Origin of the sequence: Gloeotrichia echinulata CP02, assembly GCA_038087035.1 — a bacterium.
In the GTDB taxonomy this organism is placed as follows: domain Bacteria; phylum Cyanobacteriota; class Cyanobacteriia; order Cyanobacteriales; family Nostocaceae; genus Gloeotrichia; species Gloeotrichia echinulata.
Genome location: CP051187.1, coordinates 705,968 through 718,423, shown reverse-complemented (window position 1 = coordinate 718,423; position 12,456 = coordinate 705,968). Strand labels below are relative to the sequence as shown.

12 protein-coding genes and 1 pseudogene are annotated in these 12,456 nt (G+C 42.5%); 4 read left to right on the top strand and 9 right to left on the bottom strand.

Annotated elements, in window-relative coordinates:
* Nucleotides 1-205: 205 nt before the first annotated feature.
* The 4 genes from HEQ19_03140 to HEQ19_03125 form a co-directional block, all read right to left on the bottom strand.
* Complete coding sequence (locus tag HEQ19_03140; GenBank protein WYL98667.1) at nt 206-1,201, bottom strand: WD40 repeat domain-containing protein; 996 nt, start codon at nt 1,199-1,201, stop codon at nt 206-208.
* A 194-nt stretch (nt 1,202-1,395) separates the two neighbouring features.
* Complete coding sequence (locus HEQ19_03135; GenBank protein WYL98666.2) at nt 1,396-2,775, bottom strand: transposase; 1,380 nt, start codon at nt 2,773-2,775, stop codon at nt 1,396-1,398.
* Nucleotides 2,776-3,214: 439 nt separating this feature from the next.
* A complete protein-coding gene (locus HEQ19_03130) occupies nt 3,215-3,511 on the bottom strand; it encodes a hypothetical protein (protein ID WYL98665.1) in 297 nt (98 codons plus the stop codon).
* 329 nt (nt 3,512-3,840) lie between these two features.
* A complete protein-coding gene (locus HEQ19_03125) occupies nt 3,841-4,014 on the bottom strand; it encodes a chlorophyll a/b-binding protein (protein WYM03231.2) in 174 nt (57 codons plus the stop codon).
* A 244-nt stretch (nt 4,015-4,258) separates the two neighbouring features.
* On the opposite strand from HEQ19_03125, the gene ald reads away from it, so the two are divergent.
* Nucleotides 4,259-5,350 (top strand): alanine dehydrogenase, encoded by a 1,092-nt coding sequence (gene ald / locus HEQ19_03120; GenBank protein ID WYL98664.1) that lies wholly within the window; start codon nt 4,259-4,261, stop codon nt 5,348-5,350.
* A 121-nt stretch (nt 5,351-5,471) separates the two neighbouring features.
* Here the strand turns inward: ald and HEQ19_03115 are convergent, their stop codons facing one another.
* Together HEQ19_03115 and HEQ19_03110 are read right to left on the bottom strand one after the other, a co-directional pair.
* The gene (locus tag HEQ19_03115; protein ID WZI67097.1) at nt 5,472-5,714 is read right to left on the bottom strand and encodes a transposase family protein; all 243 of its coding nucleotides are present in this window, start codon (nt 5,712-5,714) and stop codon (nt 5,472-5,474) included.
* Between the two features lie 135 nt (nt 5,715-5,849).
* Nucleotides 5,850-6,428, bottom strand: a pseudogene (locus HEQ19_03110) (ATP-binding protein).
* A gap of 278 nt (nt 6,429-6,706) precedes the next feature.
* Between HEQ19_03110 and HEQ19_03105 the strand changes: the two are divergent.
* Complete coding sequence (locus HEQ19_03105; GenBank protein ID WZI67096.1) at nt 6,707-7,078, top strand: transposase family protein; 372 nt, start codon at nt 6,707-6,709, stop codon at nt 7,076-7,078.
* Here the strand turns inward: HEQ19_03105 and HEQ19_30635 are convergent.
* The 3 genes from HEQ19_30635 to HEQ19_03095 all read right to left on the bottom strand — a co-directional run bounded on the left by HEQ19_30635 (nt 7,006) and on the right by HEQ19_03095 (nt 9,486).
* Nucleotides 7,006-7,533 (bottom strand): hypothetical protein, encoded by a 528-nt coding sequence (locus tag HEQ19_30635; protein WZI67095.1) that lies wholly within the window; start codon nt 7,531-7,533, stop codon nt 7,006-7,008. The genes HEQ19_03105 and HEQ19_30635 overlap by 73 nt on opposite strands.
* A gap of 246 nt (nt 7,534-7,779) precedes the next feature.
* Entirely contained in the window at nt 7,780-8,553 is a 774-nt protein-coding gene (locus HEQ19_03100) for an SDR family oxidoreductase (GenBank protein ID WYL98663.1), read from the bottom strand.
* 120 nt (nt 8,554-8,673) lie between these two features.
* Nucleotides 8,674-9,486: a nuclear transport factor 2 family protein gene (locus HEQ19_03095; GenBank protein WYL98662.1), complete on the bottom strand. Its 813-nt coding sequence runs from the start codon at nt 9,484-9,486 to the stop codon at nt 8,674-8,676.
* A 571-nt stretch (nt 9,487-10,057) separates the two neighbouring features.
* Between HEQ19_03095 and murG the strand changes: the two genes are divergently transcribed.
* Nucleotides 10,058-11,131, top strand: coding sequence for an undecaprenyldiphospho-muramoylpentapeptide beta-N-acetylglucosaminyltransferase (murG, locus tag HEQ19_03090; protein ID WYL98661.1), 1,074 nt, complete (start codon nt 10,058-10,060; stop codon nt 11,129-11,131).
* 318 nt (nt 11,132-11,449) lie between these two features.
* Nucleotides 11,450-12,436: a DNA cytosine methyltransferase gene (locus HEQ19_03085; protein ID WYL98660.1), complete on the top strand. Its 987-nt coding sequence runs from the start codon at nt 11,450-11,452 to the stop codon at nt 12,434-12,436.
* Nucleotides 12,437-12,456: the final 20 nt, after the last annotated feature.

Sequence of the window (12,456 nt, the reverse complement as noted above, 5' to 3'; positions counted from 1 at the left end):
CTATTGTAAAGCCAGTACTGATGCGCTAGAAACTCGATCTTGCATTATTCACTTGTATAGCGTGTTTATCTGCAAGTATTATCAGCAGCCATAGCACTTCCTATTCAGATGAGGTACAAAATTGTATCACGCGATGTAGGGGCACGGCACTGCCGTGCCCTTACCGATGTACCTCACTAGGGCGAGAAACGCTATAATTATTTATTCACCGGCTCCGCCAAACATTAATAGTTTTATCAAATCCACCACTAGCCAGAAATTGACCATCAGGACTAAAAGCGATCGCACTTACCCAATCTGTATGTTTTTCTAATGTAGTTACTAACTCACCTGTAGTTATATTCCACAATTTAACCCCATCTCGACCAGCACTGGCGAGGGTTTGTCCATCGCGATTAATCGCAATCGCATTCACCCAGTTGTTGTGTCCTGTTAGCGTGCGGATGAGTTCACCATTATTAGTATGCCAAATTTTAATTGTGCGATCGCGGCTAGCACTAATCACACTTTCTCCATCTGGTGTAAAAGCTACGGTGCTGACTATTTGCGAATGCGCCACAATTTCACGGATTAATTTTCCTGTACTCAAATTCCACAGCTTAATTACACCCTGAGAGTCACCACTAACCAAAGTCTGACCATCAGGACTAATCGCTACTGTATAAATCGAGTTATCAAAGCGTACCAGTGTCGAAAGCGGACGCTGCTGTCGTAAATCCCAAAGGCGAATTCCGTCCAAAGCACCACTGATGAGCAATTTACTATCAGCAGAAATAGCTAAAGACATCACATTACTGGTATGATCCACAAAAGAGCGGCTAAATTTTTGAGTTTTCAGGTTCCAGAGGTTAATGGTGCGATCGCTACTACAGCTGACCAAGGTTTGACCATCTGGCGAAATCACCAAAGATTCCACCCCTGTTTTATGCGCTTTGCGGATAGTTCCCACCCTGGCACCATTTTTCAGATTCCACAAACGAATTACGCCTTCGTTTTCTGCTCCACCACTAGCCAGAATTTTACTATCTGGACTGAAGGCTAAAGATTTAACCGTTCCTGCATGTCCATGTAAACTATAAAGTAGCTGCGGATTAGCAAAGCTTTTGTTAGCTTGAGATTTTGATGTTGCTTCCACAGCAGCCTGGACAGTAGAAATTTCCAACCCTCCCCACAGTGTCACTGGAAGGGTAAGAACTGCCATAAACCCCAGAATAATATACGGGCGCAGCACAGAACCGCACCCACCTGTTCCCTCACTCCTCACTCCTCACTCCTCACTCCTCATACCGTTTCACCGAAACCTTGATACATATAGATTTCGCTCAAGGGCACGGCATTGCCGTGCCCCTACCAATTTGTATCTTGACACTCCCCGACCTGAAGGTACGGGGATTCTTAAGACATCGCTGTCTTAATATCCTGATTGCTCAGGTTCCCAGGCTCACCGCGTTTGCTCATAGAGCGCGGTGATATCTCCTTACAGTTTTTCGGGCGTTTAGAACCTTTCGGCTCCGGTTCCGCGAAGTCCTCGCGTACCATGCTTAATGCTCTATCTCTGATATTTTTAGCAGCGTTAATGTCAGCATGGCTCATGAATCCGCAATTTGTACAGATGAACTTTTCTTCATCTCTACTTAAAGCGTCTATATGCCCACAGTTTTGACATTTTTGGCTAGTGTGTTTTGGACTTACTTTAAGGACAACCTTTCCATGCTTCGCAGCAAGATACTCGATTTTCAATATCAATTCACCCCAGCTTGCATCAGAGATTGAGCGATTTAAACCTCTCTTTCTTGACTGTCCATTTTTTAAGAATCTTCCTGTCTCTTCCTCTATTTTCTCTGAGCATCTTTTCTTCATTGCCGAAACGTTTAAGTTCTCAACAGCAATAGCATCAACGTTTCTAGAAACAATCTTGTTAGCTACGTACCATTGATATGCTTGACGTTTATCAGCAATTTTTTGGTGAAACCTACCTACATTTGTGGCTGCTTTTTTGCGATTTTTACTACCCTTTAACTTTCTGGTGACTTTGCGCTGCCTGTTTTTGAGGATGCGTTTAGTTTTTTTGTTGGTCAAGAATTTAGGATTTTCAATCTGGTGTCCATCAGATAGATGTACCAGTTTTGTAATGCCCAAATCACAGCCAATTATTTTATTTACATCAATAAAAGATTTAGCAACGTAGTCTGGTATTGTTTTATCTTCTATTCTGATAGAAACATACCATCCATCCTGACGCTTACGAATTGTGGCAGCTTTAATTGTGAAAGAGTCGGGTATTTGACGAGAATTGTAAAACCTCATCCATCCTAACTTGGGTAGATAGATTTTATTTTTCTGTACTTTAATTCCCATCTGGTAAGTAAAAGATGTGAAGTTAGAGCGATTCTTGAATTTAGGGAATCCCCTACCTTCTCCTGTCCCAGACGCTACGCGAACAAAGAAGTTTTTGTATGCAATATCCAAACGTTTTACATTTTGCTGCAATACTGTTGAATCAATAGTAGCAAACCAAGGTCTAGCTTTTTTTAAAGTTGGTAATGCTGTAATTTGAATATCACCAGCAGCACGTCTAGGATTAGCCTTTTTATCATCCTTCCAGGGTTCTCCCGTAGCACCGTTCTTGCTAACAAAACAAGTTATAGGGCAAGCCTCGGCTTTAGTTCTAATATCGCAATAGTCACCTTGAATAAATTGTTGAGCATATTGGGTTAATCTGTCATTCAAACACCAATTGTAGTGAGAACGTAACATATCTACCCATCTACTCATTGTTGATGATTGCGTGATGTTAGGTCTGAGTTTGTACACATAGTTTGTTAGCAAGTTTTATCACCCCCTTTTGTTTTTAAGACGAATTGATTATACTACAGCAAACGTAATTCAATATATAGCCCAACAACGAGATTAAACAACTGAAGCGTAAACGCTTTAACCCGTTTTCATCCCTTGTCTAAAGCAAAGATGTAGCTTTACGCCAAGCTACAAGCTACATCTTCAAGGTTTTTCAACGGGGAGTCCTATAATTAAACTGAAACGGTATCACCGAATTTTAGGTTTTAGATTTTAAATTTTGGATTGAAGATTCAAACGAATTTATTCGTAGAATAAATCTAAAATCCAAAATCAAAAAATTTTAATTGAAGCCCCTGCATTCATGCATGGGGTCAATCTAAAATCCAAAATCCAAAATCCAAAATCCAAAATTGATTCACATGGGTGGTTTTTTCTTGGTAACGGTCAGCATGGGTAAAGTCGGACTCGATGAACGGGAGGGTAAGTAATGTTGGACTACAGGTTCCTCCTCTGGTAAGGGACGACTTTGTTGGATACGCCACAATTTAAAACCGAGGCTAATCCCTGCTATCCCCAAACCAAAAGCGAACAACGACCAGCTATCATCCAATCCACCGATCAATGCATCAACTACGCCCATTGTCATCAATACACTGATGATTGGGTCTTTCCGGTAGGCTGACTTCAAAAAACGAGGTAATACAGCGTTCATCACAGCTTAGTTTGATTCAGTTAAGTTTTTGTGTCAATTTACCGAGAATACCGAACCCACAATTAGACTTTGATTGTCCCTTCTGATGAAAGGCATTTAAATATTATAATTTTCTTCAGTATGGGGTAAGTGTAGTAATTAACTATCTTGCATAGAATAATTGCAAGTCTAGGATAACACTGGCACTCGTTGGTATGCCTTATAGACGACAATTTGTGGGAGGTAGTTCGCTATCAGTTACTTAAGTCCAAACCAGCTGGATAATCCAACTGGTTCAAACTCTTCTAATTACTAGCTTACAACTTGCACGCCTGTACTTTCTGGTGGCACTACCTCAGACCGAGCCATGATAGCACCCCTTGATTGGTGACGTATTCAATTACCACCATCAACATGAAGCCAATCATAGCAGCTCGACCATTCAAGCGCTCGGCATATTCGTTAAAACCAAACTTCGGATCTTCTAATTTGGGCGTAATTGTTGGTTTTGGTTCTGTGATCATCAACGTTTCCTCTCAATAACTTGGGAATTCCAGCAGCAGCTTCCTGGGATGGAGCTATGTAAACGGCTTGTTTACAATTTTTAATTATTCTTTATATATTCTAGAAAGACTGGGGTAATAGTCAAGAGCAAGACTTTGCAACGGTTGAGAAAGTTAAGACAAAAATTAAGCTATGAATAATACCGCAGTAGCCAGTATGAAAGTGACAGGCTAAAGTTGAACAAAAATTAAACAGAGGCGCTACATGGAAATAGGCGTTCCCAAGGAAACAAAGGATCAGGAGTTTCGGGTAGGGTTGAGTCCTTCGAGTGTACGGGTGCTGCGAGAAAATGGTCATACCATTTTTGTCCAGACAGAAGCGGGTACTGGTGCTGGATTTACAGATGATGAGTACAAAAGGGCTGGGGCGGAAATTGTCCCCACACCAGAAGCAGCTTGGAATCGGGAACTAATTGTTAAAGTCAAAGAACCCCTGGTAACTGAGTATAAATTTTTGCGAAAAGAACAGATATTATTTACTTATCTGCATCTAGCAGCCGATCGCCAATTGACCGAGCATTTGGTTGATTCTGGCACGAGTGCGATCGCCTACGAAACAGTAGAACAACCCGGTGGGAATAAATTACCCTTGCTCTCTCCCATGAGCATTATTGCCGGTCGGCTAGCGGTACAATTCGGCGCTAGGTTTTTAGAACGTCAGCAAGGTGGTAAAGGCGTCCTCTTAGGCGGTGTTCCTGGAGTCAAACCGGGTAAAGTCGTGATTTTAGGTGGTGGTGTTGTCGGCACCGAAGCCGCTAAAATCGCCGTAGGTATGGGCGCGATCGTGCAGATTTTGGATGTGAATGTCGAGCGCTTATCCTACCTCGAAACTTTGTTTGGCTCTAGAGTCGAATTGCTTTACAGCAACTCTGCCCATATCGAAGCCGCCGTGAAAGAAGCCGATTTGCTCGTTGGTGCGGTCTTAGTCCCAGGACGTAGAGCGCCAATACTAGTATCTCGCAAATTGGTCAAACAAATGCATCCTGGTTCTGTAATTGTTGATGTTGCGGTTGACCAAGGCGGTTGTGTGGAAACTTTACATACCACATCCCACACCAACCCAGTTTACATTGAAGAGGGCGTAGTGCATTATGGCGTCCCGAATATGCCAGGCGCAGTACCTTGGACAGCCACCCAGGCACTTAATAACAGTACATTACCTTATGTTGTCCAGTTGGCGAATCAGGGAATCAAAGCGCTGGAACTTAACCCAGCATTAGCCAAAGGTTTAAATGTGCAGAATCATCGCTTAGTCCATCCTGCAGTGCAAGAGGTATTCCCTGATTTGGTAAGTTAGGGACTGCCAATAAATAATTTATCCCATCTTGTGGAGTGGGCATCTTGCCCGCTTTCCCTATTGGGCGGGCGAGACGCCCACCATACGTATCAGCTTAAGCCCAAATCATTGATATATCTCGTTATTTTTTACACTTAAATCTTCGTCTATTTAAATTTAGTATTACTTCTTTATCCCCCATCGGTAAATCTTTGACTAAATGGCTTTGATTCTGGTGTAGATGTCTTGACTTTGTACCACAGTGTGGACATACTGCACTTTTTTCCTTTTTACTTACTGATAAAATTAATACCAAGCCTTCTTGTATACTGGATTCCACCGTTACGCCTGGTAAGTTTAAGAGTTGAGTAAGGACTCTTTTCATAATTAAATTTACTGAAATATAAATAGATATGCTAATATTTTAGCACGTTAAGCAAGAACCGGGCATGGCACTGCCATGCCCCTACCTGCGTACCTCATTTGCCCTGGGATTCGCTGTATATAGATGTCAGCAAAATCAACTTATGTTTTTGTGTAAAAAATCTTCTTCATTCACCAACCGTCCCATCTTCTGAAACTCGCGCTTTGTTGCCATGAATAGGTGCTTCATCCCCACACTTTCACCATCTTCCGCTGCCAAAAAAGCCGCAGCTAGGGCAATATTGCGAATATTACCTCCTACCAGTTTAAACTTTTGCGCCATTAGTTTCAAATCCACATCTGCCCCTAGGGGCGTAGCTTTGGGAAAAATTCTCTGCCAAATTTGCCAGCGTGCGTCTGCTTCGGGAAAGGGAAACTCAATTATAAAGCGGATGCGGCGGGTGAATGCCTCATCTAGATTCTGGCGTAAATTAGTAGTAAGTATGGTGATGCCTTCGTACTCTTCCATTTTTTGCAGCAGATAGGCAATTTCTAGATTGGCGTAGCGGTCATGGGCATCTTTCACATCAGAACGCTTGCCAAACAAAGCATCGGCTTCATCAAATAACAATATAGCATTGGCATTCACCGCCGCACTGAAGACGCGATCCAAGTTTTTTTCGGTTTCGCCAATATATTTGCTAACCATTTGCGATAGGTCTATTTTGTAAACATCGGTTCTTGCGTACTTAGCGTGCTAAATATGTTGAAAAATAAGCTTGAACTCCTTGCTGGGATAAGATGACAGCCATTATTTACTGCCTTTTAGGTCTGATGATTAAAATTTTGGCTATAAGCGCCTGTAAGCCTTGATTTTAAAACAAAGTTATCGACTGTAATTAAAAATTTAGCACGTTAAGTACGCAAGAACCACATTTATATTTAATAGACATCTCCAAAATAGAACCATTCTGTGCTAAAAGGGTATAAAATCATCTTTTTTACCACAAAAATATGAGTGACATGTTAAGTTATATTCAAAATAACCCTCAAGAAACACAGCGGTTAGTAGGCGTAAAGTATGACCAACTTGAGCAACTAATAAAACAGGCGATCGCCTTAGATACCGAAAAGCAACAAAACATAGAAAAAAAGAAAGTTAGAATTATAAATAAAGGTGGTGGTCGGAAGGTAAAGTTATCTAACGAAGACCAAATTCTATTAACGTTGACATATTTAAGACATATGACAACGTTTCAATTATTAGGCATACAGTTTGGAGTCAGTGAATCAACCGCCAATGATACATTTAATTACTGGCTTACAATCCTACAAGAAATCCTGCCATCAAGTTTACTTGAACAAGTAAAAAAAAAACGCAAGTGATTACGAGATAGTTCAAGAAATTTTAACAGATTATGAACTAATAGTGGATAGCTGCGAACAGCTAAGTTTACAGTAGGTCGCTTGCGGGTGACATCATCTTGGAGATAGGCGTAGATCTGTTCGTAGCGCAGATCAATTTCCGGTGCGAAGGCGATCGCCACCAGAGCAAGATCAAACACCGATAGCTCAAATATCTCCTGCAATCTGTTTAAACTTGAACAGTTGCCAATTTCCTCAAAAAGCAACTCCGACCCACTGCCATCGCCCTGAAAGGCTGAATCAGGGTGACGCTTTAAGGCACGTTCTACGTCATCTTGATTGATGTAAAGACCTCGGTAAGGATCAGTTTCAGCTTCTGTTCCATAAGCTAGGTTTGCTGTAGACACTGCTCGTTCCAGAAGTTGATCGAGCGATCGCAATACTGGGAGCAGATTGTCGAGACAAGACTCGTGCATTTGCGGCTTTATCCCAATACAGTTCAGTTAAGGAAAATTGTCGTAGTAGTCTGTCAATTTTGTTTTGAGGGATTTTTGGTAGTGTGAGGGTCTCGCTCACGCGGGCAAGATGCCCGCACTACAGTCCATCATTTTTATCTTGACAGAGTAGTAGGGGCACGGCACGAATAAAATTGTCATTAGAAGAAAAAATTTTGGATGTTCCCGTAAGTGTATATCATTCGAGCCTAACTGAACTGTATTGACTTAAATTCGGCGATTAAGCAATGTGGCGCTAGCTTGGTCAACAGGCATTAGCACAACTTGATTAATATTGACATGAGGCGATCGCGTGACGCAGAAAAATATGACATCAGCCACATCATCTGGAGTCAGGGGGGTAACTCCTTGATAAACTCGTTTTGCTCGGTCAGTATCACCATGAAAGCGGACTTCGCTAAATTCCGTTTCCACCATTCCCGGATCAACAGAAGTGATGCGGACAGGAGTACCCAACAAGTCTTGCTTCAAACCTTCAGAAAGTGCCTTGACAGCGGCTTTTGTCGCACAATAAACATTACCACCAGGATAAGTTTGATGTCCCGCAATGGAACCCAGATTTACCACATGACCACGACCACGATTCACCATTCCGGGAACGACATAACGGGTAAGGTAAAGTAAACCTTTAATATTAGTATCAATCATTTCTTCCCAATCTTGAAAATCGCCTTCGTGTAACTTGTCCAAACCGCGACTCAGACCAGCGTTATTCACGAGAATATCGATGTCAGACCAGGAAGGCGGTAGGGTAGAGATAGCAGATTCCACAGCAGAGCGATCGCGCACATCTAGCTCTAACAAATAAATCTGATTACCAAATTCTTTACCGAGTGCATCCGCTAACTGCTGCAAACGTTCTAATCGTCGCGCCGCTAAAATCAGTTTTGCACCCGCACCAGCAAAAATTTTCGCACAAGCAGTACCAATACCACTACTTGCACCAGTGATGAAAACGATTTGATTTTGCAGAGAAATCATTGTGAGTCAAAAGTCCAGTGTCCAACAATTGGCAATTATTGACTATTGATTGGGGAATAGGAAATCACGCATTTTTCTTTCCCAATCCCCAATCCCCAATCCCCAATCCCACGCACAGCGCTACTTCTTAACCACATCCAGGCGCTGAGTTACCATTGTCATTCCATCTCCCCGCAGGATCACTGCAGAAATCCAGTGGCTACCAGGAGTAGATGGTGCGCGTCCGACTTTAAAAACTCCGCCAGATGTGAGTAATTCTAAATTAACAGGTGTAGCGTTGAGATATTTTTCCGGTTGGATGGGTTCTTCTAGGGCTGTTCCCAGGAGGAAATCTTCCCCCAGTGGTTCTTGAACGATCGCATCAAAATTGTACTGCTGACCGACTCTGACCTGCTGTGGTAATTTCACATCAACTTGGGGTGGCTTCATTCCAGAGGTAAGTAGGGTGCGTTCTGACAAAATATCTTGGCGAACGATTTTTGCATCTGTTACCCGCTGGCGTGATTTAATTGTGGCATTGAGCGTCAGATTATTATTGTTAGCAGAGGGTAAACCAGTTATATTAGTTACGGTTTCCGCGACAATGGTATTGCCTTCAGATTTCCAAGATTGCAGTTGGGTACTGTATTTCAATTTTGGATATCGCTTCCATAATTCTACCAAAGCTTTTTCCAAAGTTTGGCGGTTTAACCCATCCCCATGAGTAAAAGTCGGACTGTAAAATTCGATGACTCCCTTGACATCACCCTTGCTGGCGGCTGTATCAATTTCCGTCAACAGGTTTTTTAGTTCAGGAGGAGCGTTTTGAGGTGTACTCGCTTGAACACATTGCCAACCAGCCGTGATACCCAGTGAGAGTAGAAATGAAATCATCCCGATACTGAGGGGGAATTTACGTTGGCGTTTGAGAAATAAAGTAATAAAGTTAGTCATGGGGGAAAGTTTACTGATTTGAGTACAGAAGGTCAGGAAATTGTTTTATCTTAGCTTAACCCGGCAGAAGCCCCACACCATACCCGAAGTTGGTGTGGGATGAATGACGGGATAAAAACGAGACGCCCTCTAATTGTTTTTTACCGCAGGTAAAACAGATTAGAGGGCAGTTGAGTTTTTCTCAATATCTTGAGATAGGTAATCACTTCTTGCTAGAATATATCAGTGACGACAAAGCCTAAAATGCTGGTCTAACATAGTACTTTCTCCCAAAGGGAGAGGCTGCGCCAAGAAAACTGAAAATATGGGGTTTTATAGGGAAATGCAACCGTGTATGCGTTGCTGCCTCCTGTAAGTAAAATTTTCAAGGAAACTAGTTTGAACTTGGAATTTTTTTAAGACCAAGAGTGGGGCAGGGCACGTACCTCACTATAAAATGCTGTGGTGGGAAAAATGGAGTACCACGAAAGAAGTTCCTGATATCCTTAACAGGACTCGGAAGCCTACACCACATTGCTTGCAATTGGTGTAGGAGTGTCACTGAAGCTAGGCGCTAAACGGTAGAGGTTTGATGGTAAAAGCACCGATCAGATTACTAATAGCAGCCAGTGGGACTGGTGGACACTTGTTTCCAGCGATCGCACTGGCAGAAAAATTGCCAGAATATGAAATTGAATGGTTGGGTGTCCCCAATCGATTAGAAACTCAGCTCGTACCTAAACAGTATCACTTGAATACTATTGCAGTTGAAGGGTTTCAACAAGGTTTTAGCGTAAAGTCTCTTTATGTTTTGGGTAGACTGATTACTTCCATTGTCCAAGTCAGACGCATCCTCAAACAGGGGAAATTTCAAGGATTGTTCACCACGGGGGGTTATATCGCAGGACCTACAGTTATTGCTGCACGTTCTTTAGGTATACCCGTAGTTTTTCACGAATCCAACGCCTTACCAGGTAAAGTAACGCGCTTTTTTGGTCCAATGTGTACGGCGGTGGCGCTAGGATTTGCAGTCGCTGCGAAGTATTTACCCCGCGCCAAAAATGTCTATGTGGGTACACCAGTGCGCTCGCAATTCCTCGATCAAAACATTGATGCATCCCTTGATTTACCCATTCCCCAAGGAGTTCCCTTAATTATTGTATTTGGTGGTAGCCAAGGCGCGGTAGCTATCAATAAATTAATCCGCCAATCTGCCAAAGCTTGGTTTGATGCGGGTGCTTATATAGTGCATTTGACCGGAGATAATGACCCAGAGGCTGACAGTTTAAAACATCCGCAGTATATAGCCTTACCTTTTTATAATAACATGGCAGCATTATTACGACGCGCCAATTTAGCGATTAGTCGTTCTGGTGCTGGTAGCTTGACAGAATTGGCAGTTTGTGGGACACCAGCCATTTTGATTCCTTATCCCTTTGCAGCGGAAGACCATCAAACCTACAATGCTCAAGAGTTTACCAAAGTCGGTGCAGCTTTAACGTTTAAGCAGTCAGAGTTAACCGCTGAAATATTGCTTCATCAGGTTTTGAACTTGTTACAGTCACCCGACGAGTTAACAAAAATGGGGGAAGCAGCCAAGGCGATCGCCATTCCCGATAGTGCAGATAAATTAGCGCAGTTACTGCGTGAAGTGGTCGAGAGTTAGGGATTTCTAATTTCCAAACGGCGTTGCTGAATTGAGATCTGAATTTATCTCACGCATTCGCGCAGCGTCCCGTAGGGAAGGCGCATTCGCGAAGCGTTCTCGAAGAGTAGGCGCAAAGTAATGTAGGGTGCGTTATGGCTTTAGCCTAACGCACCTTCGCACTTTATACAACGTGGTGCGTTAGGCGCTGAACAGAAATATTTTGCGTAACCATATCGAAAATATGCGTCTAACACACCCTACAGTAATTCTATCCGGGAATAAGAGTTTTTCCTCATCCCCAGTCCCCAGTCCCTAGTCCCCAGTCCCCAGTCCCCAATGAGCTACATCAATCAAATAAATCATGTCCTGAAACCTGCATCTTCCCACAGTCCATTGGTAGTAGACTTATTTGCTGGCTGTGGTGGTTTATCCCTGGGATTTGAAGCACAAGGTTTCGCCACCCACGGCTGGGAAATGGATGCTGATTCCTGTGCTACATATCAGAAAAACTTAACAGGAAACTGTACTCAAATTGTTCTCACACCGGAAACAGAATTACCACCCGCTAAAGTAATTATAGGTGGTCCACCTTGTCAACCTTTCAGCGTTGGTGGAAACCAAAAAGGGTTACAAGATTCACGGGATGGTTTTCCCATTTTTATTAGCGCAGTTAAGAAGCTTTGTCCCGATATTTGGCTATTTGAAAATGTGCGAGGACTGCTATATAAAAATAGATGGTATTTGGATGAAGTTATCAAATCCCTGCAAAATTTAGGTTACATTGTCGAGGTTAAATTACTAAATGCTGTTGATTTTGGCGTTCCCCAAAATCGTGAACGTTTGATAGTTGTTGGTCATCAAGGAAATTTTAAATTCCCTTCTCAATTAATATCAAAAAAAACCACTGCAGGCGAAGCTTTAGGAGAACTGGCTACTTTAGCACCTCCAGAATCAAAATTCCTCACGCCTAGCATGGATGAATATGTGAGCAAGTATGAAAAAGCATCGTTTTGTAAACATCCACGTGACCTGCATTTAGATAAACCAGCCAGAACCTTGACCTGTAGAAATTTAGCTGGTGCTACAGGCGATATGCACAGAATTAAACTTGCTGATGGAAGACGGCGACGTTTATTGATTAGGGAAGCGGCTAGATTACAAAGTTTTCCTGACTGGTTTGAATTTGTGGGGTCCCAAACCAGTTGTTTTAATCAAGTGGGTAATGCAGTTGCGCCATTATTTGCTTTTCATTTGGCTGGAAGTGTGAGAGATTATTTAGCGGATAAATTTGGGTCATTGGTGTGTGAGGTGGTGAAGAGGTAAGATAACCTAACAGTCTATGC

What these genes read in the sequence shown, in the direction of transcription:
- HEQ19_03140 (WYL98667.1), bottom strand. Translation starts at nt 1,201, where the DNA reads ATGGCAGTTCTTACCCTTCCAGTGACACTGTGGGGAGGGTTGGAAATT.
- HEQ19_03135 (WYL98666.2), bottom strand. Translation starts at nt 2,775, where the DNA reads ATGAGTAGATGGGTAGATATGTTACGTTCTCACTACAATTGGTGTTTG.
- HEQ19_03130 (WYL98665.1), bottom strand. Translation starts at nt 3,511, where the DNA reads ATGAACGCTGTATTACCTCGTTTTTTGAAGTCAGCCTACCGGAAAGAC.
- HEQ19_03125 (WYM03231.2), bottom strand. Translation starts at nt 4,014, where the DNA reads ATGATCACAGAACCAAAACCAACAATTACGCCCAAATTAGAAGATCCG.
- ald (WYL98664.1), top strand. Translation starts at nt 4,259, where the DNA reads ATGGAAATAGGCGTTCCCAAGGAAACAAAGGATCAGGAGTTTCGGGTA.
- HEQ19_03115 (WZI67097.1), bottom strand. Translation starts at nt 5,714, where the DNA reads ATGAAAAGAGTCCTTACTCAACTCTTAAACTTACCAGGCGTAACGGTG.
- HEQ19_03105 (WZI67096.1), top strand. Translation starts at nt 6,707, where the DNA reads ATGAGTGACATGTTAAGTTATATTCAAAATAACCCTCAAGAAACACAG.
- HEQ19_30635 (WZI67095.1), bottom strand. Translation starts at nt 7,533, where the DNA reads ATGCACGAGTCTTGTCTCGACAATCTGCTCCCAGTATTGCGATCGCTC.
- HEQ19_03100 (WYL98663.1), bottom strand. Translation starts at nt 8,553, where the DNA reads ATGATTTCTCTGCAAAATCAAATCGTTTTCATCACTGGTGCAAGTAGT.
- HEQ19_03095 (WYL98662.1), bottom strand. Translation starts at nt 9,486, where the DNA reads ATGACTAACTTTATTACTTTATTTCTCAAACGCCAACGTAAATTCCCC.
- murG (WYL98661.1), top strand. Translation starts at nt 10,058, where the DNA reads ATGGTAAAAGCACCGATCAGATTACTAATAGCAGCCAGTGGGACTGGT.
- HEQ19_03085 (WYL98660.1), top strand. Translation starts at nt 11,450, where the DNA reads ATGAGCTACATCAATCAAATAAATCATGTCCTGAAACCTGCATCTTCC.